The organism is Mesorhizobium sp. B2-4-17, assembly GCF_006441275.1.
GTDB lineage: Bacteria > Pseudomonadota > Alphaproteobacteria > Rhizobiales > Rhizobiaceae > Mesorhizobium.
In genome coordinates this window covers 94,556-119,151 of record NZ_VFUX01000018.1, presented here as the reverse complement: position 1 = coordinate 119,151, position 24,596 = coordinate 94,556, and the positions used below count along the sequence as shown (strand labels likewise).

Sequence of the window (24,596 nt, the reverse complement as noted above, 5' to 3'; positions counted from 1 at the left end):
GCCTAAGGCACTGCGCTCGACAACATTAGAACGATGCCGACCGCTATCATTAGCAGGCCTGGCCAGTTGCGCGAAAAGCCGAGAAACCCGAACCCACGCCGTCGCGGCTCGAGAGTTGGGCCAGGCGTTGCCAGCCTTGAGGCCGACCGGTCGGCTGGAGTGCCGAGCGGTGCCAAATTGCTGAGCCGACCGTATGAGAGTGCCGCGCCTGCCATGTAGACAATGCCCGCGACGATGAGTAGCGCACCGATGAGAATGACAGTCAATTTTTCATCCTCCTCTCTTTAGCTTTCCAAGCCTGGCCCGCATATGAATGAAAACGGTCGTGACGGCTGACAGTTCCGGCAAGAGAGCCTTATCGGCTTGGACGTGTCGCCTGAATCGAACGGAACGGGCCCGGTGAACGCCGGAGGTCTGCCGTGGGGAAGAAAGCTAGGCTGATCATTGAAGCCGTGTCGGAGGAACCATTGGCCGAGGCGGATTACTACGCCAGAAAGTGCGGCATCCCTCTTGAAGACGCGTTGCGGATCGTTGAAAGTGCCTACAGTTCCAAGCCTGACAAGAGCAAGAAACCAAAGCACGGCAAGCGCAGCAGGCACTGATCAGGGCCGGCCGTCCTTTTGGGCAATCAGTAGTGCGCGAAGCACCTGCGAAGCAGTTGTTACCGCTGTGCCCCAAGAAGCAGCCGACCAATGATCGGTCACAGCCTCAAGGAGCGGACGCCAGCCCTGACCCGTTCGTGTCATCTGCGATCAGGCAAGTCCGTCCCTATCCGCAGACGCTCCATATAGGCTCGATAGGCAAAGCTGCGGTCACGCTTCTTGCCGTTCGTTTCGACGAGAATGCCAGCTTCAGCCAGCACTTCGATCGCGCGGGTTGGCGTTGACTTACTTGCATCAATCATCTTCGCCGCCCCCGCGTCTCTCACAATGCTGCTTTCAGTGCCAGAAATTTCGAACATGAACCTGTTTTCCGTAAAATGTCCGATTTCCGGCTCATTTCAGATCAAAGCGCATATCTAAACTGAATGCAGTCGCTTTGTTAGCTGGGTTTCCGCTGCGCCTTTCGATCAAGAATATGATTGCGAAAGCAGTTCTGCATTTCTTTGAAGGACCTGAAGCCAAGGCGCGGAACGAGGCGAGACAGGGTTGTCGTTGAGACGTTGCACCGGCGTGCGATCGAGGCCGACTTCTCGAAGGCGACGTAGTCCGGCTCTGCAAACATCATGCGGGCGACAGTTTCCAATTTCGTCGGAAGGATGAGCTTCCGCTTGGCAATCAGCATTTTGAGTTCATCGAGCGTTGGCGCCCTGGTGTTGCGAACCACGACTTGTCCGGCATCCGCTCGTGATGAAATGGGTAGCTCCAAAGGCATTGTTTCACCGTTTTGCTGCTTGCATGAAGCTGTCGAACTCGGCATCCCCAATCGAAACGGTATGTTCGTAACCGGGGTACCGGCCGGAATCGACGTCGGCCTTATATTCCCTGAAGGCCGCAACGCGCTCGTCCTGGATCTTTTGCAGCTCCGGGCTGAGGTTTCGGTATACCTTTCCGTGCCGCGGCTTGTGGTTCTTGCCGTAGCCGCAGACATCTTCGGTGAACAGATACTGCGCATCCGCATATCTGCCGGCACCCATACCGAGCATGACCAGCGATGAGTTTTCGGTCAGGAATTTCGCAACGCGGTCGGGCACGACTTCCAACTCCGCCCCGAAGACGCCGATCTCCTCCAGTCTCTTCGTATGTCGCCAGAGGCGGAGCGCTTCGTCCGCCGTCTTGCCGACCGCTCGCCAACCCGTCCAGGTGATGTAGGAAGGGATCAGGCCGATATGGCCGACGACAGGGAGGTGGTTGTCGCAAAGCGCCTTCTGGATATCGTAGGACGCGGCACAGTAGAAGGCGTCGCCTCCGATGCCGGCAAAGTGGAAGGCCGCACGCAGATAGTCCTCCGCCGTCGCGAGCGGACGGCCGGCAAAACTGCCCCAGCCGCCATAAGGCAGACCGACCTGCACGAAACAGTTGCCGGCTGCATCCCGCATTTCCTGATCGAAATACCGGCCTTCGATCGAAAGCATGTGAATGCCCGCTGCCGCGGCTGCCGCGGCTTCGTCGGGCGTGCTGACGAAGAGCATGGAGATCTTCTTTCCATTCCGCTTCATCTTTCGGATGTCCTCGACATGAGGACGGTTGTGATACATGCCCATGGTCAGCCTCCCCTATAGTTCATCGCTCACCGTGAACGCCCGCCGGAAAGCGTCCAGCGCCGCCCCGGGATCGTGTTGGGCAAACGCTTCCAGACCCACTGGCCCGCGGTACCCCATGTCGAACAGGGCTCTTGCGATGTAGGGCCAATTCATCTCGCCCGTTCCCGGCTCGCAACGACCCGGGTTATCGGCCACCTGCACCTCGCCGATGAACGGCAGGCACTTCTCGCACCAGCGCACGATATCGCCTTCGCCGATCTGCGTGTGATAGAGGTCGAGATTGATCCGCAGTTGGGGTCTGTTTATCGACGACACCAATGCCAGCACCGATGCCGTCGAGCCAAACGGGCAGCCAGGGTGGTCGAGCAGGTTCAGATTTTCGAGCGTGAAGACGACACCTTCGGCCTCGGCCATGTCGCAGATGCGGTTCAACGTGTCCCGCGCCTTCAGCCACATCGGACCGGTCTCGACGTCGGTCTTGACGATGGGAATGCCACCCTCGCCGAGCCCGGTGCCGTGCAGGTTCAACCGGGCAATGCCGAGGCGCTTTCCAACCCTTGCGGTCTCGAGCGCCGATTTCAGGAGAATGTCGGCGCCCTCTTCGTCGGCGAGCCGTCCTTCGAGATAGCCGTTCATGATCGTGAAGGTTGCGCCTGTCTTCTCGAGCGCCGCGAGGTCATGGTCCGGCCAATTCCACAATCCGACGCCGAAACCCATTTCATGCAGCCGCGCGACGCGCCAAGCCATCGGACGATCGCGCCAAAGCATTTCGGCGCAGGCTGCCAGTTGGAACGGTTGGCTCATGACGGCTCAAACCTCGACCAGGACGCGGCCGTTCTCGACCTTCGTCTTGTAAATCCTGAGGTTCTCGCAGGCCGGTGGCGTCTCTACCTCGCCGGTCGTGAAATCGAAAACGGAAGCGTGCTTGGGGCACTCCACCGTGTTGCCCATGACCAGGCCGTCGGCAAGGTGGATCGCCTCGTGCGTGCACAGTCCGTCAGTGCAGTAATATTCATCGGCGTCGTTGCGGAAGATTGCGAAGGCCCGGCCGCCATTGTCGAAGCGCCTGGCTTCCTCGGCTTCGATGTCATCGGCGGCGCATGCGTCGACCCAGGGCATTGAGTGTCTCCTCAGATATCTTGTGGTTTGAAGTCCGCGGGGGCTGATGGCATCACGCCCTGGAGCAGCGCGACGGACTTCTCCAGCCCCTCGAGCGAATTGAGAAGTACGTCCTCGTGCTCGATGGAAAGCCAGCCGTCATAGCCAGCCATCTTGAGCCGATAGCAGAACTGCCGCCACCACTCCTGGCCATGGCCGAACCCAAGCGTGATGTAGCTCCAGGAGCGGGCCGGAATGTCCATGAGGCTGCCATTCTCAAGCAGCGAGGTCGTGGCCTGAACGGGCCGGTTGAGCATCGTATCCTTGGCGTGAACATGGTACACGGCCTCGCCCAGCGCCTCCGCGGCGGCGAGGGGGTCGGCGCCCATCCAGAAGAGGTGCGAGGGGTCGAGATTGGCGCCCACGACAGGCCCGACCGCTTCTCGCAATTTCAGAAGCGAGGGCACGTTGTATACGCACTGATTGCCGTGCAGTTCGAGTGCGATGCGCTCGACACCGTTTTCCTTCGCCAACGCCACGATCTCGGACCAGAACGGGATCAGCCTGTCTTCCCATTGATATCTGAGAATGGTCTGCGTTTCCGGCGGCCAGGAGGAGACGACCCAGTTTGGCAGGCTGTCGCTGGCGCTGCCGGCCGGCAGACCGCTCATCGTGCAGACGGTGCGGATGCCCATTTCGCCGGCGACGCGGATCGTGTCTTTCAACCCCTCGCCCTGGGAGGGATCGGTCGGATGCAGCGGATTGCCGTTCGCGTTCAGGCTGATGATCTCCAGCCCGCGTTCCTCGAACGCTCCGGCGAACCGCTTCTGGACTTCCCTGTCGCCCAGCATGGACGACAGCCGGAAATGCGGGGCGGTCGACCAGCCACAGGTGTTCACCTCGATGCCGGATACCCCCATGCGCCGGGCATGATCGAGCACGGCGTCGAACGGCAGGTTGCCGAGACTGTCTGAAACGAAACCCAGCTTCACGCGTAGAACTCCGGCTTTGCAATCATCTGGATGGGTGTGTGACGGGCCTCCTTCAGCGCCACCACGCCAGCCTCGGCAACGACGGCGGCGCAATAGCCGTCCCAGCAATCCGAGGCGGTCGCGGGGAACTCGCCAGTCATCACGAAGCGAAGGAAGTCGCGGTTCTGGCGGCGATAGGCGTCGTAATAGCGGGTCCGCCAGTCTGCGTCGTAGCTTGTGCTTTGGGTGAGCGCGGACTCGGTGCGGGTGTACGCAACATTATTCGTCGCAACGGCTCCCCGCTCGCCGATCAGCTCGGCACGGACGTCATAGCCATAGGCTGCGTTGTTGTTGATCTCGATGTTGACGAGCTGGCCGTCCACCGTTTCCAGCACCATCACGACGGGCGCGACCCGCGCGTCCGAGCGTCTCGGCTGGAATGCGGAAATAGAGGCATATTCCGTCCCCAGCACGTAACGCACGACGTCGAATTCGTGCGGGGCGGAATTGGTAATAGCCATCGCACCGGTGAAATCGGCTGCAGGCGTTTCAACATTGCGGTGGAAATTATGCATCATCAGCGCCCGGCCGAGGTGGCCATCATCCAGTGCCCGCTTCATCTCCTGGTAGGAACGATCGTAACGCCGCATGAAGCCGAGCTGGACGAACTTCGCTCCCGCCTTCTGTTCGGCTTCCATCACCACGACGCAGTCAGCCGAGGCTTGTGACAGGGGCTTTTCGCACAGCACCCGCTTGCCGGCGGCGATGCAGGCCATCGCAAGCGGCGCATGCGTGAAATCGGGACTCGCAATGATGACGGCGTCGACGTCTTGCCGCGCGATGGCGTCCCTGGGGTCGGTCGCAATGTCGAAGGCCCCGCACGCATCGGCGACGCGGCGAGCGCGCTGCTCATCCATGTCGCAAACCAATTGAAGGGTTGCGCCGGGCAGTTCCTCCGCGACTATCTTGGCATGATCCGCGCCCATCAAGCCGGCGCCGATCACTGCAATACGAACTGTCATTTCTGTCCTGTTTTTTGCTTTCGAGTTTACGGGGCCGCGACAAGCGACGAGATGAAGCCGAGCCGGACTGGATAGCCTCCCGAGGAAGTCTAGTAAGCGGCTGGGACCTCCAGCACCTGCGGGGACGGCGGATGCCCCTCATGGGTCTCCATGTAACCCTCGACCTGCGCTTCGAGGTCAGCCATGGTCTCGCCGCCAGCCATCAGATCTGTGATCTCCTCGCGGGACTTTTCGCCCTTGCGGAAATCGGCGGCGATGGCGCCACGGATCAGCACTGTGAAATGATCGCCGACGGCCATGGCGTGCATGACCTGGTGAGTAATGAAGACCACCGCCAGGCCGCGCCTCTTGGCCTCGTTGACGATACGCAGCACGTGCGAGGCCTGCTTGACGCCGAGCGCGGCGGTCGGCTCGTCCAGGATCAGCACACGCGCTCCAAAATACACGGCGCGGGCAATGGCGAGCGACTGGCGCTCGCCGCCCGACAGGCCCCCAACCAAGCGGTCACCGTCATCAATGCGGGTGATGCCGAAATCCCGCACCGCTTTCACCGCGATTTCGTTGGCGCGCTTGCGGTCGTAGATCCTGAACGGTCCCCAACCTTTGGTCGGCTCGACCCCAACAAAGAAAGACCGCCCTATGCTCATCAGCGGGAACGTGCCGCCGAACTGGTGCACCGTGGCAATACCCCGCCCCTGCGCGTCACTCGGTCCGACGAAAGTTACTGGCTGACGGTCCATCAGTATCTGCCCGCTGGTGGGCTTATGGACACCAGCCAAGGTCTTGATGAGGGTCGACTTGCCGGCTCCGTTATCGCCGAGCAGACAAAGCACCTCGCCCGCACGCACCTTGAGCGAAATATCGTGCAGGACGTCGATTGGGCCGAAGGATTTGTTGACGTTCTTCAGTTCGAGAATGGCAGGTTTGTCGTTCATGGCGTGCTCAGCCCTTCATATCGCGCCCGGTGTGATTGATGCTGCCGACTAGCCAGGCTGTTCATCGAAACCCTATCCTTGGCCAACCATGTGACCGCGGGCTTGGACTGCTCTAACAACTCATTTCTCATGGGTTTGCTGGCTCCCGCGGCAGGCTTCGCTTGCTCCGCGGCCTGAAGTACAGAGCCAGGTCACGGAACGACTGGTTCATCAGCACGGCTATCAGGAGCATCACGCCGATGATCAGGTTCGACCAGTTTCGGTCGATCTGCGTAAAGTAGATGCCCTGGCTGACAATGGCGAAGGTGATGGTGCCAACGAAAATGCCGAGGACGGACCCGAAGCCGCCGGTCAGCAGGACGCCGCCCACCACCACGGAGACGATGGCATTGAAGATGAAGTTCATGCCGCCAGAGACTTGGGCGGAATTGAACAGGATCGCCTGGCAGATGCCAACGAACGTTGCACTGACAGCGGACAACACAAAAAGCGCAATGGTCAAGCGATCAGTCGGAATGCCAGCATTACGGGCGCTGACGCGGTCGCCGCCCATTGCAAAGAGCCAGTTGCCGTAGCGGGTTTTGTGCAGAACGAAGCCTATGATAGCGGCGAATGCTAGCCACCAGACGATGATGACTTGGTGACTGCCGCCGATCAGCTGGCCGAACAGGAATTTGGCCCAGTCCGGCGCGGTTACCGCAACGCTGGCATTGCCGGTCAGAAGTACCGACCCGCTGAGCACCACCCCTTGCATGGCGACCAGCGTGGCCAGGGTAATGATAAGCGAGGGCACGGAGGTACGTATCGTCAGCAGGCCGTTGACCAGGCCGACCGCCACGCCTATCGCCAGCGCTCCTGCTATTCCGACCGATATTGGCAGCCCGTAGTAGCCAGTGAGGATGGCAGTGGTCATCGAACCCGCCGGGATCAGTGCGCCGATGGAGATGTCGAGCTCGCCTGAGATCATCAACAGGCCGACGGGAATGGCGACAATGCCGAGATTGGCCGCGAAATTGACCCAACTCGCCGCGCCAACGAGTGTGCCCAGATTGGCGCCGCCGAACAAAACGAAGAACAGCACCACGCCGATGAGACTGAGGATCGACCCGGCTTCCGGACGCCGCAACAAGGATCTGATTGCGTCCATCATGACCGCCCTCCCTTCTTCGACGAATAGCTGAGCGCGAGTTGCCGGAAGGTGTCGTTGGTCAGCACCGCAATCAGGAGGAGCACGCCGATGATGACGCTTCCAACATTGGAGTCCAAACTCGTGAAGTAGATGCCCTGGTTCACGATCGAGAAGGTGAGAGTGCCGAACACGATGCCAACGACCGAGCCGAAGCCACCGGTGAGCAAAACGCCGCCGATGACCACGCACATGATGGAATTGAAGATGAAGGACTGGCCCGCCAGAACCTGCGCACTCTGATAGACCATCACCTCGCTGACGCCGACGAAAGCGGCGCTGAAGCCGGAGAGCATGAAAAGGCCGATGCTCAGGCGCTTGGTTGGGACGCCGACATTGCGCGCGCTCTCCTTGTCGCCGCCGAGCGCATAGATCCAGTTGCCTATCGGCGAGATGTGCAACAGCCAGAACAGGCCAACCACGAACACCACCCACCACAGGATCGTGACCTGGAACATGCCACCGAGATAATCACCGAGGATTTCCTTGGTGAACGGATCCGGCACAAGCGAGACCCCGGTGCTGCCGGCGATCTTGACGGTGAGACCCAGCGTCAGACCCATCGTGCCGAACATGGTGCCGATGGTGATTATCAGGGATGGGATGGACGTTCTCGTGACGAGCAGGCCGTTGAGGAGGCCGACGGCGAGACCGAGTCCGAGCGCGGCCGATATTCCAAGCCAGTCGGGGAGCCCATAGTGACCGGAGATGATGGCAGCGGTCAGCGATGCCGCCGGGATCACGGCGCCGACCGAGATATCTAATTCGCCAGCGATCATCAGCAACCCTATCGGCAGCGCGATGATGCCGATCTCGGAAGCGATGTTCAACCAACTCGCCGCGCCGGCTGCTGACATAAAGCCGCTTCCGCCGAACACGCCGAAGAAAAGAAGAACAGCGATCATGCCGAGAAACGAGCCCGACTCTGGTCGTCGCGCCAGGCGGCCGAATGCCAGTCCGGACTGCGGGCGGTCAATCGCCGGCGTTGATGTGGACGTCACGGGATGTGCCATTAGGGTAATCCGCGAGCATACGGCCAGCCTTGATGTCGCCGCCGCAGAGAGAGGAAAAAGGGCCGCCGCCGCAAACGCGAAAGCGGCCCAGGCGGGAGGATTATCGCGTCCCGGCCTTCACGCCAGCGATGGTGGCGTCGACATTTGCCTTGTCGATGATGCCTGGTCCCGTAAGGATCTCGCGGGTGGGCACCGACAAACCATAGTTGACGTGGCCATTCAGGATCGCAACGGCCAGGTATCCCTGCAGGTAGCCTTGCTGATCGATCGCGCAGGCCTGCTTGCCATCCTTGATGTTGTTCAGGATGGTTTCGTCAAAGTTCATGCCGCAGAGTTGCACTTTCCCGACCTTGCCGGCCTGCGTAAGACCGTTCATGGCGGAGTTGGCGTCGACGTTGCCGATCGTAAAGACAGCGTTCACATCCTGGTGCTGCAGCAGATAGGCTTTCACCGCCTGCGCGACGGCCGTGGCCGAGCCGAAGGATGTAGCAGGCAATGGCAGGACGTCGGCTTCGCCGCCGCCATTGGTCATGCCTTCCTTGAAACCGCCGCAGAAGGCCTCGATATTGGCGGCGCCTGGCAGCGTGTTGATGCAGACGCCCTTCTTGTTGCCGCCCTTGGCAAGGTACTCGCCAGCCGCGACACCGCCCTTGTAATCGTCCGAGCCGACATAGTTCATGGCGCCAAGACGATCGGCCGCTTTCAGCCCGCCGGCATTGTAGATGAGCAGCGGAATGCCAGCATCCCTGACAGCCTTGAACGCAGGGTCCATCGCTTCCGGCACCCAGTCCGGGCCGACAATGGCGTCCGCCTTCTGGTCGATGGCTTGGCGGATCAGTTCGGCGGCGTCCACGCCCAGATTGTCGTAGTTCTGCGGCCCGAGCCAAGTGACCTTGCCACCCTGAGCCTCGACCACCTTGCCGGCGTCTTCGGCGCCGCGCTTGACGATCGACCAGAACGGATCGTCGGGCTTGCCGCCGACGACGAAGATGTTGGCGGCAAGCGTCGCGCCGGTGCTGAAGCCGACCAGCACCGCTGTCGACACAAGCATCTTGAAAAGCTTCATGGTTTTTCCTCCCAGATTACCCCGTAGGGTTTCGACAAAAGTCTTCCTGTTCCAGGCCCGCTCCTCACGGACTCAGCCGAAACAGCGCTTGGTTTCGTTATTCGGCCGGCATTCCAGACGCTGGATCGCCGCGGCCTTCCTGTCGGCCCCGTACCTTTTCCTTTTTCTTGCGAAAGCGGGTCTTCATGACTTCGTCGGCTTCCTTGCTGCCGTCGTGCCAGGTGCCGAACAGCTTATCGAGGGGCACAAGCCCGTCGCCGCCGTAATTCACCTCGAAGTATTTGTGGTGCAGGTAATGCACGTAAGAATGGCTATCGAGATTGATCTTCTCGGTGATTTCAAACGTCTCGAAGCCGAGGTGGCCGTTGACCGCGCCGAAGCCCGCTCCATGCAGCGTGAAATAGGCGCAGACCGGGTTGGACGGGATCAACAGGTGCAGCCAGGCTTCGGCATGATAGAGGAAGCCCTCAACCGGATGCATCGACAGCGACGACCACGGGCTCGGATTGATCGAATTGTGGTGGACCGAGTGCACCCATTTGTAGAGCGGAGGCCAATGGATCGCCCGGTGCAGGAAGAAGAAATAGACCTCATGCACGGCAGGCGCGATAAGCACCAAGAACGACAGGTAAAGCCAGTTCGTGGTCCATGGCAGCCAGACCGCCCAGCTGTTGGCATAGACCCACAACATCACGATCTCGACTACCGTCCACAGTGGTATGGTGACGAAAAACGATCGGGCGAAATTGTCGATGTTCTGGCTTTGAAACCAGAACACGTCGGACGGCGCGTCCGAGGGAAACTTTGGATTGTACTTGAAGCGGTTCTGTTGTTTGCGCTGGACATAGTAGCGCAGCTCGAAGAAGCCGTAGAAAAGAAAAATCCCAGCGGCGTTGAGGCCGTATAGCCAAAGGTAGTTTAGCAGCGAAAGGCTCGCGAGGCTCTGCCAGCTCGGGATCAGCAGGTTGACCCAAATGAGCGACGTGGCGAGGTGGAAGGTATTCCACGGCCAGAAGAATTCAGGAATCCAGGCCAAGACCTTTTTCGCATTGAACGGACGGTGCCAGATCGGTGCCGGCGCGGCGCGCAGGTGCGGGGCCCAATTGCCGCGCTTGTCGCGTGTTCCATACTGAAGGTCATCCATCATAACAGCGCCTCCTCGCCCGGTTCATTCTGGGGTTCGGACCCCGCCCCAGGGCTCAGCCGATCGAGCCCCTATTCGGCGCAATTCATATCGGAGGGTTGATATTCGGAGAAGCTAGAAATAATATCAAAATTGCATTTGTATCATTTAGCTTCAATCATGATGATACAGCCAAGGGACGGGTTTGGTGAAGCGGCCGACAATCCAAGATCTGGCTACCGCGGCAGGCGTATCGGTGGCGACTGTGAACAGAATTTTGGGCGGCACCGTTTCGGTGCGGCCGAAAACTATCCAACGCGTCCAAGGTGCTGCGGAAGAAATTGGCTTTTACGGTATCGGGGCGATTGACGATCGGGCTCGTAAAATATCGCCGCATTACCGACTGGGTTTTCTGCTCCAGCAGTCGACCCGTGACCTCTACCAGCTGTTCGGCAAGAAGATTGTCGCTGCCTGTCGCGAGCGTCGGGACGAGGTCATCGACCCTGTCGTCGACTTCGTCGATATTTTGACGCCGGATACTATTTCGAACCGCCTTATCGCGCTCGGCGAGAAATGCGACGCCGTCGCGGTGGTCGCGGCGGATCACCCGATCATTGGCCAAGCCATCCGTTCCCTGAAGGAGATGGGAAAACCAGTTGTTTCCTACATCACGGATCAGTCGGCGCCTGAAAGGGCGGCCTATGTGGGCACGGACAACTGGAAGCTGGGGCGTACATCTGCATTTTTGATTGCCCAAACCACCCACGGTCCTGGTCGAATTGCGGTTTTCATTGGCAACCATCGATATCAGTGCCAGGACGTCTCAGACGCCAGCTTCCGTTCGTATTTGCGCGAACACGCTCCACGGCTCACGGTGGAGGAAAGCCGCCCAACCCACGAGGAATCGAATGAGGCTTACCGAATGGTCGCCGAGTTGCTTAACACAACCGCCGATCTCGTGGGAATTCTGATCGTCGGCGGCGGAATTACCGGTGTCCTTCGTGCATTGAGAGAGGTCCCTTCGGAAAGGCGTTCGGGCATCAGGGTAGTATGCCGCGACATTGGTCCTGAGACTCGCAGGGGATTGTCGGAAGGGTTAATCACTGCAGCTCTCTGTCACCCGCTTGAGGCGACCTCCGCCCTTCTCGTGCAGACCATGATCGATGTCAGCGGACCACAAGCACCGCTCGCAACTCTTCAACGGTCCATACCGTTCGAAATAGTCACGCCGGAGAATATCTGAGGGTGGCTGCTAGGTCACACTCGGACATCTGATTAGGAGTCTGCTTTCAGGTGACATGCGAGCTGAGCTCAACGACCGAGATTGATGCCCCCAAAGCAGCCATGTCATCTCGCTCCGAAACCGGACTGGCGGCTTCTGGCCTGAGAGGTCCATGTCCGGACGTTCATATTTTAAGGCGTGAGGCTGGAACCGGTCCAGTTGGAGATACATAGGGAACAACCGTGCAATGGTTGAATGTTGACCGGCTTTTTTTGTCGACGAAAGCACCGGACTATCCGAGAGTTTGGCTCGCCAGAGCATAGATCTTCGGCGTAGCCGAGCCGCCTACGGAGAAATCGGCGAGGCGTTTGCCCAGCGACATGGTCAGCACCGTATCGAAGACCGGCATTCCGGCGTTCGAGAGAAAGGCGGCGAACTCGCCGCTGTCCATGTGGGTGTCGACCCGAAGGAAAGACCCCGAATGGTCGGCGACGTGCGGCCGCACGATAGCTATGGCGTCGGTATCGCTTTCGGCCACGACCGGTCCCACCACATAGCCGCGCCCGAACGGCCGGCAGAGCGCGAAGGCGCTCAGCCTGTCGCCCTTGAAAAGCCCATAGCCGGCCGAATGCGCGAAGAGCATTTCAATAAGCCGCGTCCGCTTCACGCCAAAGCCGGCCGCGTCGAGCGCGATCCCTGCCGGAATATCGCTTGCCGCCAAAGCCCGGATGTCGCCGCGCGCGCCCGGCTGACTATCCGTTGTTGGTATGCGGGCTATGCCCTGGTATTGATAGACGGTCTTCTCAGGCTGGAAGTCGAGCGAAAGGTAGAGCCGCCTTGCCGCCCGGGTTGCATTGAGGCGCAGGTCGCGCCCGGCGACCTTCTCGAAGACCCGCTGCATCAGCCATTGCCCCGCACCGAGCGTCTGCAGTCGCGGCGAGGTGATGACCATTCCAACGGTCGCGAAATCGGCGCCATGCGCGAACCACATGGCCGAGCCCAGAACACGGCCGATCTCATCAAGCGCCACGAGCCCTTGCCCCACCTCGCGCAGGAACTGCCAGTCTTCGGCTCGGTGCGGCCATCCCACGGACAGGGAGTGCGCGTGCAACCGGTCGAGTTCGATGCCCTCGATGTCGCCGATGCGCATCAAGAAGGCATCGATTTTGAAACTTCCGGACGGCTTCAATTTCATGCCTCAGAACGATTGCATCACGGGTGACACACAATGGCCGCCCGCCCCTGCCAACGCTAGACAACCAGGTCGATACGATTTGCTCGAAAGCCGCGCGCCAACGCAAGATTCGACTGAAACATTTCCGCTTTCAGCACGCAATCGCGAAAGAGGCCGCACATGCTGTTCCAAGTTGTTGCAGCATACGGTCGACGGCACCCATCCGGCGCACCCGAAATCCGTTGAGGGCTGGAATGGACGTCTTTGAGATCCTCGATCGCCTCGTCTCCTTTCCATCGGTCGCTGGCAAACCCAACGGTGATATCGCCGGCTGGGTCGAGACCTATCTCATGGAACATGGAACGCAGGTCACCGTCCTCCCCGGACCGGAAGGCGATCGTTCCAATCTTTTCGCGACGATCGGCCCTGCTGATGTCCCCGGCTACATACTGTCCGGCCACATGGACGTCGTCCCCGCCGCCGAGCCGCAATGGACCTCGGCCCCTTTCGCGCTGCGTCAGCAGGGCGAAAGGCTCTACGGACGTGGCACCACCGACATGAAAGGGTTTCTGGCCGTGGTGCTCGCGGCCGTACCTGCACTGAGGGGACTGCGCCTCGCCAGGCCGATCCATCTCGCCTTCTCCTACGACGAGGAGGTGGGGTGCCGCGGCGTTCCGCATCTGATTGCCCGCCTGCCTGCCCTTTGCGCGAAACCGCTCGGCGTCATCGTCGGCGAGCCGAGCGCCATGCGCGCCGTGTGCGCCCACAAGGGCAAGGCAGCCGCCCGCGTGACGATCAACGGGCGCTCCGGCCATTCCTCGCGGCCCGATCTCGGGCTCAACGCTATCCATGCCATGGCCGGGGCGCTGAGCGCGGCCGTGAGCGAAGCCGAGCGGTTGACGCATGGTCCGTTCGACCCTGCCTTCGAGCCGCCCTACTGCTCGCTGCAGGCGGGCGTGGTGGCAGGCGGACAGTCAGTCAACATCATTCCCGACACCTGCACTTTGGACCTGGAGGCGCGCGCCATACCCGGCGTCGATCCGGCCAGCCTGCTTGCGCCCGTCAAAGCGCAGGCAGAGGTTCTTATGGCCGACGGCTTCCAGGTCGAATGGACGCCGATCAGCGCCTATCCGGCGCTATCGCTTCCGCGAGACGCGGCGCTGACAACCCTGCTGTGCGAGTTGACCGGCGAAGCGCCGCTCGGGGCCGTCAGCTACGGCACGGAGGCCGGCCTGTACCAAGCCGCCGGCTTCGACGCGATCATCTGCGGCCCAGGCGACATTGGCCGCGCCCACAAGCCGGACGAGTACATCCTTGCGAGCGAACTCGCCGCCTGCCAGCGATTGATCGGGGCGCTGGGCACGCGCTGCGCGTCGTGACGAGGCAACCACGATGACATTCCTGTTCAATTCCGATGCGCGCCGCGGTGCCGTCTTCGCCGAGGCGTTCGCGGGGGAATTACCGGACGTCCCCTTCACGATCGATGCCGCAACAGTCGATCCCGACGCCGTGCGTTACCTGATCAGCTGGACCGTGCCGGACAACCTCGCCCGCTACAGGAACCTGGAAATCCTGTTTTCCATCGGCGCCGGCGTCGACCAGTTTCGCCTCGATGCGGTGCCTCAAAACGTGAAGGTCGTGCGCATGATCGAGGAAGGCATCGCGCGCATGATGCAGGAATATGTGACGCTGGCCGTGCTCGCGCTCCACCGCAACCTGCCGGCCTATCTGGCGCAGCAGCGCGCCGGCCAGTGGAACGATATCGCGCAACTTCAGGCCCGGTCGCGCCGGGTCGGCGTGCTCGGCCTCGGACAGCTTGGCCAGGCCGTCCTGGACAGGTTGAAGCCCTTCGGATTCCCGCTTGCCGGCTGGAGCCGCTCGCCGCGACGGATCGAGGGCGTTACCTGTAATCATGGCGAGCTCGGGCTGGAACAGATGCTCGCGGCCAGCGACATACTGGTCTGCCTGCTGCCCCTGACCGAGGATACGCGTGGCTTCCTTGATGCGGGCCTGTTTGCGAAGTTGCCCAAGAACGCGGCGCTCGTCCACACCGGCCGGGGGCCACAGCTTGATCACGAGGCGCTTGTCGCCACGCTCGACAGCGGCCACCTGTCGGCCGCAATGATCGACGTGACCGATCCCGAACCGCTGCCCGCGAGCCATCCGTTCTGGTCGCATCCGAAGATCATCCTCACTCCGCATGTCGCCAGTGTCACCCAGCCAGCGACCGCCGCCCGCGCCGTCATCGACAACATCAAGCGTCACCGCGCCGGACTCGACCCCTTCGGGCTCGTCGACCGGTCGCGCGGCTATTGAATTTCCAACACGAAAGGCCGCTCCTTGCTCCTGCTCAAGACCGTCGACACCAATCCAGCTTTTTCACCGCGCGAATCCAAGGCGTTGCCCGAACGGCTGATAGCCGGCAATCCCGCCTTCAAGACCTGGGCACAGGACGTGGCCAAGGACGACCTCGTCCATACCGGCGTCTGGGAAGCGACGCCTGGGGAGACGCGCTCGATCAAGGGGGAGACCTTCGAGTTCTGTCACATCCTCTCCGGCATGGTCGAAATCACCCCTGACGGCGGCAAGCCGGTGATCTACCGCGCCGGCGACAGCTTTGTGATGAAGCCTGGCTTCACCGGAGTTTGGAAGACCATCGAAACGGTGCGCAAGATCTACGTAACCGTGGGGTAGAGGGCGTGGGCGACAGGCGCCGACCTGCGCGGAAGATTTTGCCGTCCCCCGCGCCCAGCACGCAACATTCGTCGGCGACGGGCCACCGAACAGCGCATGCTGCGCGCTGCCACGCGCTACGCTCCGGCCAATGCAGGAAAGTGGTCGCCCGTGAGCCTAAGCTTCGATCCGGATACAGTTCCCTTCCCCGTTGGGCATTTCATTGGCGGAGAGCTGATCGCGGCCGAGGGTGCGATCGAGATGCGCCGACCGTCTGACGGCAAGTTATACACCGCCTGCCCCATTGCCGGCACCGACATCGTCGCCCGCGCGGTAGAGAGCGCCAAAGCCGCACTGAAGTCCAGCAACTGGAGCGGCATTCGGCCTCGCGAACGCACCAAGGCGCTCCAGGCCTGGGCAGACCTGATCGAGGTGGAAGCCGAAACGCTCGCCAGGATCGAGGCCATGAGCTCGACCCGGCCCGTGGGACAGCTCATCGCCGGCGACATCGCCGTCACCGCCGAGCAGATCCGCTTCTTCGCCGAGTTCGCCGACAAGGAAGGCAGCGAGCTCGTGCCGACCGACGATGCCAGCCTCGGCATGATCATGAGCGAACCCTATGGCGTGGTCGGCGCGATCACACCGTGGAACTTTCCCATTTCCATGGCCGGCTGGAAGCTCGGCCCGGCGCTGGCCGCCGGCAATGCCGTCGTGCTGAAGCCCTCCGAGATGACGCCCTTCTCGGCAGTCTACATGGCGCAGCTCGCCGTCAGAGCAGGCTTGCCGGCCGGGCTCATAAACATCGTGCTCGGCGACGGCCCGACGACCGGCACGGTGCTCACCGGCCATCCAGAGATCGCCAAGGTCAGCTTCACCGGCTCGACCCGCGCCGGCTCGGCCATCATGGAGAATGTCGCGCGCACCGGCATCAAGCCGACGACGCTGGAGCTCGGCGGCAAGAGCCCGCAGCTCGTCTTTGCGGATGCCGATCTCGACAAGGCGGCGATAGCGATCGCCGGCAGCGTCACCTTCAACGCCGGCCAGGCCTGCGTCGCCGGCACGCGCCTGATTGTCGAGAAGCGCGTGGCCGACCGGCTGACGGCCGCGATTCTGGAGCGGATGAAGGCGGTGCGCCCGGGCCCTACCTGGGACGAGGCGACGCACTATTCGCCCATTATCTCAGACAGGCAACGGACACGTGTCGATGGCATCGTGCGGGCCGCCATCGAGGCCGGTGGCGAATGCCTGACCGGCGGCGGGGCGATGGAGAACCCCGGCTATTTCTACGAGCCGACGCTGATTGCCAATGTCGACCAGGCCAATCCGGCGATCGTCGAGGAGATCTTCGGTCCGGTCCTGACCGTCCAGACCTTCGAGACCGAGGACGAGGCGCTGGCGCTCTCCAGCCATCCGACCTACGGCTTGGCTTCCGGCCTGTTCACCGCCGACCTGTCCCGCACGATCCGCATCGCGCGCAAGCTCGAAGCGGGCACCGTCTGGGTCAACCGCTACAGCCGCTCGCGCGACCACATCCTGCCGACCGGCGGCTACAAACGCTCCGGCATCGGCAAGGACCTTGGCCGCGAGGCCTATCTCGCCAATCGCAGGACCAAAAGCGTCCTGGTCAGCCTCTAGAGAGATGCCGATGAAGTCCTATTCGATCGCCCTGATCCCCGGTGACGGCATCGGCAGCGATGTGACCGCGGCCGCGTGGACGGTGCTGGAAACGGTGGCCACGCGGTCCGGCTTTGCGCTAGGAGCAACCGAATTTCCCTGGTCCTGCAAATTCTATAAGGAAACCGGCCGCATGATGCCGGGGGATGGCATTGAGACCCTGCGCGGCTTCGACGCCATCCTGCTCGGCGCGGTCGGCTGGCCGGCGGAGGTGCCGGATTCCGTCTCGCTCCACGGCCTGCTGCTGCCAATCCGCAAGGCATTCGTGCAATACGCCAACATCCGCCCGCATCGGCTGCTGCCTGGGGTGACGGGGCCGCTGCGGGCCGAGAGTTTCGACATATTGTGCATCCGCGAGAACACCGAAGGCGAATATTCCGGCGCCGGCGGGCGCGTGCATCAAGGCACTGCGGACGAGGTCGCGGTAGAGACCTCGATCTTCACCCGCGCCGGCGTGGAGCGCATCCTTCGCTTCGGCTTCGAACAGGCACGGGCACGGCGGGGCAAGCTTGCCTCCGTCACCAAATCCAATGCGCAGAAATATTCGATGGTGTTCTGGGACGAGATCACGCGAAAGCTCGCCGCGGAATACTCCGACGTCGCCGTGACCAGCTATCATGTCGATGCGCTTGCCGCGCGCATGGTCATGGCACCGGAAAGTCTGGACGTGGTCGTCGCGTCCAATCTCTTCGGTGACATCCTGACCGATATCGGCGCAGCGATCCAGGGCGGGCTGGGCTACGCCGCCTCCGCCAACATCAACCCCGACCGCTCGGCGCCATCCATGTTCGAGCCGGTGCACGGCTCCGCGCCTGACATCGCCCATCTCGGCATCGCCAATCCGATCGCCGCCATCTGGTCCGGCGCCATGATGCTCGATCATCTCGGCGAAATGGCTGCGGGCGGCCGCGTGATGAAGGCGCTCGAGGTGACGACCGCCAGAGGCATCGGCACCATTGCCGGCAAGGACCGGACGGAGGCCATCACGGCCACCGTCATCGCGGCACTCACCTGATTGCAAGGTCGTTTTCTATGAAAAACTTGAAGGACAAAACTCTCTTCCGCCAGGCAGGCCTGATCGGTGGCGAATGGGTCGGGTCAGGCTCCGGCAGAACGGTCGATGTCGTCGATCCGGCGACGCAGACCGCGATCGGCGCGGTGCCCGACATGGCCGGCTCCGAGACCCGCGCGGCCATTGACGCGGCGGCTTCCGCCTATCGGGATTGGCGGAAAAAGACCAACGCCGAACGCGCTGGCCTCCTGGAAGCCTGGCACGGCTTGATGCTCACGCATCTGGACGATCTGGCACTGATCCTGACGACGGAACAGGGCAAGCCGCTGGATGAGGCCAGGGGCGAGATCCGCTATGGCGCCTCCTTCGTCAAATGGTTCGCCGAGGAAGCGCGTCGCATCAACGGCCACACCATCCCCTCGCCGACGTCCGACCGCCGCATCATCGTGCTGAAGGAACCGGTCGGGGTGTGCGGCATCATCACGCCGTGGAATTTTCCCAACGCGATGATCACCCGCAAGGTCGCGCCGGCGCTCGCTGCCGGCTGCACCGTGATCGTCAAGCCGTCCGAGTTCACGCCCTATTCGGCGCTGGCGCTCGGCGTGCTCGCCGAACGGGCGGGCATCCCCGCCGGGGTCATCAATATCGTCACCGGCATGCCGGCCGAGATCGGCAACGAGATCATGGCGAACGAGACCGTGCGCAAGATCTCCTTCACCGGCTCGACGCGAGTCGGCTCGCTGCTGATGCGCGGGGCGGCCGACAGCGTGAAGCGGCTCAGCCTGGAGCTCGGCGGCAATGCGCCCTTCATCGTCTTCGACGACGCCGACCTCGATCTCGCCGTGGAGGGCGCGCTCGCCTCGAAGTTCCGCAATGGCGGTCAGACCTGCGTCTGCGCCAACCGCATCCTCGTCCAGGCCGGCGTCTACGAAACTTTCGCCGCGAGGCTTTCCGCCCGCGTCAACGCCATGACAGTCGGGCCAGGCACACAGCCCGGCGTCACCATCGGGCCGATGATCAACATGGCAGCGGTCGAGAAGATCAACCGGCACGTCGAGGACGCGCTCGCCAAAGGCGCCGCAATCGTCACGACGAGCCCGGCACTGCCGGAGGGAGCTCAGTATGTCGCGCCGCTGGTGCTGACGGGCGCGACAAAGGATATGCAGCTCGCCGGCGAGGAGACCTTTGGTCCGGTCGCGCCGCTTTTCCGCTTCGAGACGGAAGAGGAGGCAATCGCGCTGGCCAACGGCACGCCCTATGGGCTTGCCTCCTACTTCTACACCGAAAACCTGCAACGCGCCTGGCGTGTCGGCGAGGCACTGGAGTTCGGCATGGTCGGGCTCAACACCGGCTCGGTGTCGATGGAGGTGGCACCCTTCGGCGGCGTCAAGCAGTCCGGCCTCGGGCGCGAGGGGGCACAGGCCGGCATCGAGGAATATCTCGAGATGAAGAGCTTCCATATCGGCGGGCTGGGCTGAGGCCCGGCCACGCCGGATTGCTGATTATCGTATCTGGTCGAGCGCCTTGTAGTAGAGCCCGACCATCGGCAGGAACCAGGGCTTGCCGGAATAGCCGGGAATTGACGGCCACTCGAGCCCCTTCATCGGATTGCGATCCTCGCGGCCGAGCATGGCATCGGCCATGATCATGCCGAGATGAGTGGAAAGCTGCGCGCCATGGCCGGAATAGCCCATCGCGTACCAGGCTCCGTCCTGGTAGCCGGCGCGCGGGAAACGGTCCTTGGTCATGTCGACCAGCCCGCCCCAGCAATAGTCGATCTCGACCTTGGCGAGTTGCGGGAAAATCGCCGCGAGGCCTGCCTGCAATATCTGGCCGCTCTTGGCGTCGGAGCGCTGGTCGGATGTCGCCGAAAAGCGTGCGCGGCCACCGAAGATCAGGCGCTTGTCCGGCGAAAGCCGGAAATAGTTGCCGATATTCATCGAGGTCACGCATGTCCGGTTGCCAGGCATGGTCGCTGCGATCTCGGCATCGCTCAACGGTCTGGTGGCGATTATGAAGCTGCCGACGGAGATGATCCTGCGGCGGAAATAGCCGAAATTCGGCGTGGTGTACGCCCCGGTCGCCACCAGCAAATTGTCGGCGCTGATCTGGCCGCGGGAGGTGGTGATCTGATGCCTGTTGCCGGCCTGCTTGCGGTCAGTCACCACTGCATTCTCGTGGATGACGGCGCCGTGGCGGACGGCGGCCGTGGCGAGGCCGGCCACATAGCGGCCCATATGCATCATGGCGCTCTTCTTCGACAGCATCGCGCCATGGAAGGGAGAGCCGATCTCGGACTTGAGATCGGTCGCCGACAGCAGCGCCGTGTCCGGATCCACCTCGGCATGAATGGCTTCGAAGTTGCGCGCGATCGCTTCGAAATGCTGCGGCTTGGAGGCAAGCTTCAGCTTGCCGGCGCGGCGGAAATTGCAGTCGATGCCTTCCTCGGCGACCAGCGCCTCGATAGTGTCGATGGAACTGTCCAGCGCGCGGTAAAGTGCGATCGCCCGTTCCTTGCCGAGCTCCGCCTTGGCCGAAAGGTAGCTATGCGCAAGGCCGTTGTTCAGGTGCCCGCCATTGCGCCCCGACGCGCCCCAGCCCACCCGCTCCGCTTCCAGCACTGCCACCTTCGCGCCCGCCTTCGCCAGATGGCGCGCGGCGGCGAGACCGGTGAAGCCGCCGCCGATGATGGCGGCGTCGTAATGCCCCTCGACCGGGCCCTGGGCGCCGCCGGAAAAGACTGGGGCGGTGTCGTGCCAGTAGGAGACCAACTTCATCGGCATCCTGCCTGTCTCAAAGCCCGACCACGCCCGGAAGACCCGAAATATCGGCGATCTCGACATAGCCATAATACGGGTTGGCCGGCTCGTGACCCCGGTTGACCCAGACCTTGTTCTTGATGCCGAGGTCGTGTGCCGACATCAGGTCGTAGCGGAACGAAGACGAACAGTGAAGCACCTCTTCCGGGCCGCAGCCCAGCATGTCGAACATATACTCGAACGCCCTGAAGCGGGGTTTGTAGGCCTGCGCCTGTTCGGCCGTGTAGACGGCATGGAATGGCGCGCCGAGCTTTTCGACATTGGACATGATCTGCGCGTCCATGGCGTTGGAGAGAATGACCAGCGGGATTTCCTTGGCGACCTTCGCCAAGCCGGCCGGGACGTCAGGGTGCGGCCCCCAGGTCGGGACGCGCTCACAGACCATTCTGGCGTCCTCGGCGCTGAAGGCGACGTCGTTGCGCTTGCAGGCGCGTTCGAGCGCGTTGTGGACGACATCGGCATAGGGCTTCCAGTCACCCATGATCTCGTCGAGCCGGTAGGCCGCGAAGTTCTTGATGAACTCCTGCATGCGCGGTTCGTCGAGACGGCTGCCGTAGAGATCGCGCGCCGCTTCCGCCATCTGGAAGAAGGTCAACGTGCCGTAGCAGTCGAAGGTGATGTATTTGGGCCTGAAGGAAGCCATGTCCGTCGATCTCCGGTGGAAGCACATCCGCATTCGGGATGCCTGATCATATGCCGGCACACGGCGAGTCACCTGACCGAAATGAACCTCCCGAAAGCAGAAAGTTCCGTATCCGCCATCCCGTTTGGCACGCTGTAGCATCTTGCCTGGCGATGGCAGCGCGGTTTCGTGGCGTGGCGCGTTCGCTTCGGACGGCGCCGGCACAAGATGCGGCGCGCCCGTCGCGCTACGGCGAAAGATACTGCCAAAGCCGAGGTCTTCAGACGATCTGCTGCGCGCCGATGGCCGAAACTTGGCATCAGACGAAAGGACGCTCAATGCAGCAGGGCGAGATCGAACTCCAGGCCTTCCGGCCCGACCACATCGAGGGCGCGGTGGCGCTTTCCCGCCAGGAGAAATGGCCGCATCGGCAGCAGGACTGGCAGATGGCTCTGCAGCTTTCGAGCGGCGCGGTCGCGCTCGACGACCAGGGCCGCGTCGCCGGAACCATCCTGGTCACGCCCTACGGCAAGGACTGCGCCATGATCAACATGGTGATCGTCGACAGGAACGCGCGGGGCAAGGGGCTCGGGCGCCGTCTCATGGAGCAAGCCTTCACCCTCGCGGGCGAACGTCCGCTGCGGCTCGTCGCGACGACCGACGGCATGCCTCTTTATCAGAAGCTGGGCTTCGTGCCCTCCGGCACCATCATGCAGCATCAGGGCAAGGTCACCAAGCTTGAGGCGCCCGACGGCGTGGACGCAGCAAGCGCCGATAACCTGCCGGAAATCAAGGCGCTGGACCGCGGTGCCTATGGCGCCGACCGTGAAGCCCTGATCGATGCGCTGGCCGAGCGCGGCCAATTCGCCGTGATCCGCCGCAACGGGGCCATTGAGGCCTATGCCGCGATCCGACCGTTCGGACGCGGCGAGGTGATCGGTCCGGTCATCGCGGGAAGTGCTGACGCCGCGAAGGCCCTGATCGCGTTCTTCGCCGCGACCCGCCCCGGCGCCTTCCTGCGTGTCGATACCGACAGCAGGACCGGCATTGCCGGCTGGCTCGGGGAAATCGGCCTCGCCCATGTCGGCGGCGGGGTGGCCATGGACCGTCCGCCCAAGAAAGATCCTGAACAGTCCAGGCCAAAAATTTTCGCCCTCGCCAACCAGGCGCTCGGCTAGTCCGGAGGACAACAATGCTCGCCAATTCCCTGATCGAACTCGACCGCGCCCATCTCATCCATCCGGTCGCCTCCTATCGCGGCCATGAGGCGGTCGGCGTACGCGTGCTGAAATCGGCCAAGGGCGCCACCGTGACCGATGCGTCCGGCCGGCAACTTCTCGACGGTTTCGCGGGGTTGTGGTGCGTCAATGCCGGCTATGGCCACGACAGCATCGTTGAGGCGGCAGCCCGGCAGATGCGCGAACTCCCCTACGCCACCGCCTATTTCGATCTCGGCTCGGAGCCGGCCATCCGGCTCGCCTCGGAACTGGCCGAGCGCGCCCCCGGCGATCTCAATCACGTCTATTTCACGTTGGGGGGGTCGGACGCGGTCGACAGCACGATCCGTTTCGTCCGCTACTACTGGAATGCGAAGGGCGAGCCGAAGCGCGACCAGTTCATCTCCATCGAGCAGGGTTATCACGGCTCGTCGGTGGTCGGCGCGGGCCTGACCGCCCTGCCCGCCTTTCACGCCGGCTTCGGCATTCCTTTTGATTGGCAGCACAAGATCCCTTCCCCCTATCCCTACCGCAACCCGGTAGGCGAGGACGGCAACGCGATCATCGCCGCGTCGCTTGCCGCGCTGAGGGCCAAGATCGAGGAGATCGGGCCGGAGCGGGTCGCCGCCTTCTATGCCGAGCCGATCCAGGGCTCGGGCGGCGTCATCGTCCCGCCGAAAGGCTGGATCAAGGCCATGCGCGAACTCTGCCGGGAGTACGGCATCCTGTTCATCGCCGATGAAGTGATCACCGGCTTCGGCCGCACCGGGCCCCTGTTTGCCTGCACGGATGAGGACATCGTTCCCGATTTCATGACGACCGCGAAGGGTCTGACCTCGGGCTATGTTCCCATGGGCGCCGTGTTCATGGCCGACCATGTCTACGAGGTCATCGCCGATGGCGCGGGCGCCTCGGCGGTCGGCCACGGCTATACCTATTCCGCCCACCCGGTCAGCGCCGCCGTCGCCCTCGAAGTTTTGAAGCTCTACGAAGACGGTCTTCTGGAGAACGGCATCAAGGCCGGCGCCCGCCTGATGGCTGGTCTGTGGGGCTTGCGCGATCACCCGTTGGTCGGCGATGTGCGCGGTCGCGGCATGCTCGCGGCGATCGAACTGGTCGTCGACAAAGAGAAGAAGACGCCGCTTCCGGCGTCGGCCATGCCGGCGCGGCGGGTCTTCGACAGGGCATGGGACAACGGCCTCATCATCCGTGCGTTTGCGCATGGGGTTATCGGCTATGCACCCCCGCTGTGCTGCACAGACAGCGACATCGACGTGATCGTCGAGCGCACGCGCCGAACGCTCGACCAGACGCTCGAGGACCCGGATGTTCGCCAGGCCCTGCCATGACGAGCAGCGAATATTTCGTGTCTCGAAATATCGCCGGGGCAGATGATTTCGCAATTTTGTGCCGCCCCCTTACGCCTTTTCGGCGAATCCAGCGCGGGGGAAGTGCCAGACTGCTCTTAAGACAAGGCCAGAAGACCCGAATTTCCGGGCCTTTGAAAAGGCCGACGCCCCGGACAGCACGGAATTTTGTTCTGTTCAGCACGATTAATTCGGCCGC

At 62.4% G+C, this 24,596-nt stretch carries 26 protein-coding genes; 11 read left to right on the top strand and 15 right to left on the bottom strand.

Annotated elements, in window-relative coordinates:
• Positions 1–419: 419 nt before the first annotated feature.
• Positions 420–602 carry a hypothetical protein gene (locus tag FJ548_RS16130; RefSeq protein ID WP_140778376.1) on the top strand — a complete coding sequence of 61 codons (183 nt, stop codon included), beginning with the start codon at positions 420–422 and terminating at the stop codon, positions 600–602.
• Between the two features lie 140 nt (positions 603–742).
• Here FJ548_RS16130 and FJ548_RS16125 read toward each other — a convergent pair whose 3' ends face one another.
• The 12 genes from FJ548_RS16125 to FJ548_RS16070 all read right to left on the bottom strand — a co-directional run bounded on the left by FJ548_RS16125 (position 743) and on the right by FJ548_RS16070 (position 10,638).
• Positions 743–961: a hypothetical protein gene (locus tag FJ548_RS16125; RefSeq protein ID WP_181168806.1), complete on the bottom strand. Its 219-nt coding sequence runs from the start codon at positions 959–961 to the stop codon at positions 743–745.
• Positions 962–1,041: 80 nt separating this feature from the next.
• Positions 1,042–1,284 (bottom strand): MurR/RpiR family transcriptional regulator, encoded by a 243-nt coding sequence (locus FJ548_RS16120; RefSeq protein WP_140778390.1) that lies wholly within the window; start codon positions 1,282–1,284, stop codon positions 1,042–1,044.
• 94 nt (positions 1,285–1,378) lie between these two features.
• Positions 1,379–2,158, bottom strand: coding sequence for a 3-methyl-2-oxobutanoate hydroxymethyltransferase (locus FJ548_RS16115; RefSeq protein WP_246671545.1), 780 nt, complete (start codon positions 2,156–2,158; stop codon positions 1,379–1,381).
• Between the two features lie 57 nt (positions 2,159–2,215).
• A complete protein-coding gene (locus FJ548_RS16110; RefSeq protein ID WP_140610893.1) occupies positions 2,216–3,007 on the bottom strand; it encodes a TIM barrel protein in 792 nt (263 codons plus the stop codon).
• 6 nt (positions 3,008–3,013) lie between these two features.
• Entirely contained in the window at positions 3,014–3,322 is a 309-nt protein-coding gene (locus FJ548_RS16105; protein WP_140778375.1) for a MocE family 2Fe-2S type ferredoxin, read from the bottom strand.
• 11 nt (positions 3,323–3,333) lie between these two features.
• The gene (locus tag FJ548_RS16100; protein ID WP_140778374.1) at positions 3,334–4,293 is read right to left on the bottom strand and encodes a sugar phosphate isomerase/epimerase; all 960 of its coding nucleotides are present in this window, start codon (positions 4,291–4,293) and stop codon (positions 3,334–3,336) included.
• Positions 4,290–5,294, bottom strand: coding sequence for a Gfo/Idh/MocA family oxidoreductase (locus FJ548_RS16095; protein ID WP_140778373.1), 1,005 nt, complete (start codon positions 5,292–5,294; stop codon positions 4,290–4,292). Before FJ548_RS16095 ends, FJ548_RS16100 begins: the two co-directional genes overlap by 4 nt.
• A gap of 89 nt (positions 5,295–5,383) precedes the next feature.
• Positions 5,384–6,229 (bottom strand): ATP-binding cassette domain-containing protein, encoded by an 846-nt coding sequence (locus FJ548_RS16090; protein WP_140778372.1) that lies wholly within the window; start codon positions 6,227–6,229, stop codon positions 5,384–5,386.
• 127 nt (positions 6,230–6,356) lie between these two features.
• A complete protein-coding gene (locus FJ548_RS16085; protein ID WP_140761864.1) occupies positions 6,357–7,376 on the bottom strand; it encodes an ABC transporter permease in 1,020 nt (339 codons plus the stop codon).
• Positions 7,376–8,320 carry an ABC transporter permease gene (locus FJ548_RS16080; RefSeq protein WP_226890695.1) on the bottom strand — a complete coding sequence of 315 codons (945 nt, stop codon included), beginning with the start codon at positions 8,318–8,320 and terminating at the stop codon, positions 7,376–7,378. Before FJ548_RS16080 ends, FJ548_RS16085 begins: the two co-directional genes overlap by 1 nt.
• A 208-nt stretch (positions 8,321–8,528) precedes the next feature.
• Entirely contained in the window at positions 8,529–9,479 is a 951-nt protein-coding gene (locus FJ548_RS16075; protein WP_140610916.1) for a sugar ABC transporter substrate-binding protein, read from the bottom strand.
• A 112-nt stretch (positions 9,480–9,591) separates the two neighbouring features.
• Positions 9,592–10,638, bottom strand: coding sequence for a sterol desaturase family protein (locus tag FJ548_RS16070; RefSeq protein ID WP_140778389.1), 1,047 nt, complete (start codon positions 10,636–10,638; stop codon positions 9,592–9,594).
• A gap of 187 nt (positions 10,639–10,825) precedes the next feature.
• On the opposite strand from FJ548_RS16070, the gene FJ548_RS16065 reads away from it, so the two are divergent.
• Entirely contained in the window at positions 10,826–11,860 is a 1,035-nt protein-coding gene (locus FJ548_RS16065) for a LacI family DNA-binding transcriptional regulator (protein WP_140778370.1), read from the top strand.
• Positions 11,861–12,131: 271 nt separating this feature from the next.
• Here FJ548_RS16065 and FJ548_RS16060 read toward each other — a convergent pair whose 3' ends face one another.
• A complete protein-coding gene (locus FJ548_RS16060) occupies positions 12,132–13,034 on the bottom strand; it encodes a GNAT family N-acetyltransferase (RefSeq protein WP_140778369.1) in 903 nt (300 codons plus the stop codon).
• On the opposite strand from FJ548_RS16060, the gene FJ548_RS29855 reads away from it, so the two are divergent.
• The 7 genes from FJ548_RS29855 (at position 12,982) to FJ548_RS16030 (ending at position 19,850) form a co-directional block, all read left to right on the top strand.
• A complete protein-coding gene (locus FJ548_RS29855) occupies positions 12,982–13,281 on the top strand; it encodes a hypothetical protein (protein ID WP_181168812.1) in 300 nt (99 codons plus the stop codon). The two genes, FJ548_RS16060 and FJ548_RS29855, sit on opposite strands and share 53 nt — an antisense overlap.
• The gene (argE, locus tag FJ548_RS16055; protein ID WP_140778368.1) at positions 13,268–14,392 is read left to right on the top strand and encodes an acetylornithine deacetylase; all 1,125 of its coding nucleotides are present in this window, start codon (positions 13,268–13,270) and stop codon (positions 14,390–14,392) included. The genes FJ548_RS29855 and argE overlap by 14 nt, the downstream gene beginning before the upstream one ends.
• Positions 14,393–14,405: 13 nt before the next feature.
• Positions 14,406–15,329 carry a glyoxylate/hydroxypyruvate reductase A gene (locus FJ548_RS16050; RefSeq protein ID WP_140778367.1) on the top strand — a complete coding sequence of 308 codons (924 nt, stop codon included), beginning with the start codon at positions 14,406–14,408 and terminating at the stop codon, positions 15,327–15,329.
• 24 nt (positions 15,330–15,353) lie between these two features.
• The gene (locus FJ548_RS16045; RefSeq protein WP_140778366.1) at positions 15,354–15,707 is read left to right on the top strand and encodes a cupin domain-containing protein; all 354 of its coding nucleotides are present in this window, start codon (positions 15,354–15,356) and stop codon (positions 15,705–15,707) included.
• 150 nt (positions 15,708–15,857) lie between these two features.
• Entirely contained in the window at positions 15,858–17,321 is a 1,464-nt protein-coding gene (locus tag FJ548_RS16040) for an aldehyde dehydrogenase (protein ID WP_140778365.1), read from the top strand.
• Positions 17,322–17,331: 10 nt separating this feature from the next.
• Positions 17,332–18,375, top strand: a complete 1,044-nt coding sequence (locus FJ548_RS16035; RefSeq protein ID WP_140778364.1) for a tartrate dehydrogenase — start codon at positions 17,332–17,334, stop codon at positions 18,373–18,375.
• 17 nt (positions 18,376–18,392) lie between these two features.
• Positions 18,393–19,850, top strand: a complete 1,458-nt coding sequence (locus FJ548_RS16030) for an NAD-dependent succinate-semialdehyde dehydrogenase (protein ID WP_140778363.1) — start codon at positions 18,393–18,395, stop codon at positions 19,848–19,850.
• 24 nt (positions 19,851–19,874) lie between these two features.
• On the opposite strand, the gene FJ548_RS16025 is transcribed toward FJ548_RS16030, so the two are convergent.
• Positions 19,875–21,149, bottom strand: coding sequence for an FAD-binding oxidoreductase (locus FJ548_RS16025; RefSeq protein WP_140778362.1), 1,275 nt, complete (start codon positions 21,147–21,149; stop codon positions 19,875–19,877).
• Positions 21,150–21,165: 16 nt separating this feature from the next.
• Positions 21,166–21,834, bottom strand: coding sequence for a haloacid dehalogenase type II (locus tag FJ548_RS16020; RefSeq protein ID WP_140778361.1), 669 nt, complete (start codon positions 21,832–21,834; stop codon positions 21,166–21,168).
• A gap of 317 nt (positions 21,835–22,151) precedes the next feature.
• Here FJ548_RS16020 and FJ548_RS16015 point away from each other — a divergent pair, with 317 nt between their 5' ends.
• Together FJ548_RS16015 and FJ548_RS16010 are read left to right on the top strand one after the other, a co-directional pair.
• Positions 22,152–22,991 (top strand): GNAT family N-acetyltransferase, encoded by an 840-nt coding sequence (locus FJ548_RS16015; protein WP_140778360.1) that lies wholly within the window; start codon positions 22,152–22,154, stop codon positions 22,989–22,991.
• A 14-nt stretch (positions 22,992–23,005) separates the two neighbouring features.
• Entirely contained in the window at positions 23,006–24,379 is a 1,374-nt protein-coding gene (locus FJ548_RS16010) for an aspartate aminotransferase family protein (protein ID WP_140778359.1), read from the top strand.
• The last annotated feature ends 217 nt before the right edge of the window (positions 24,380–24,596 follow it).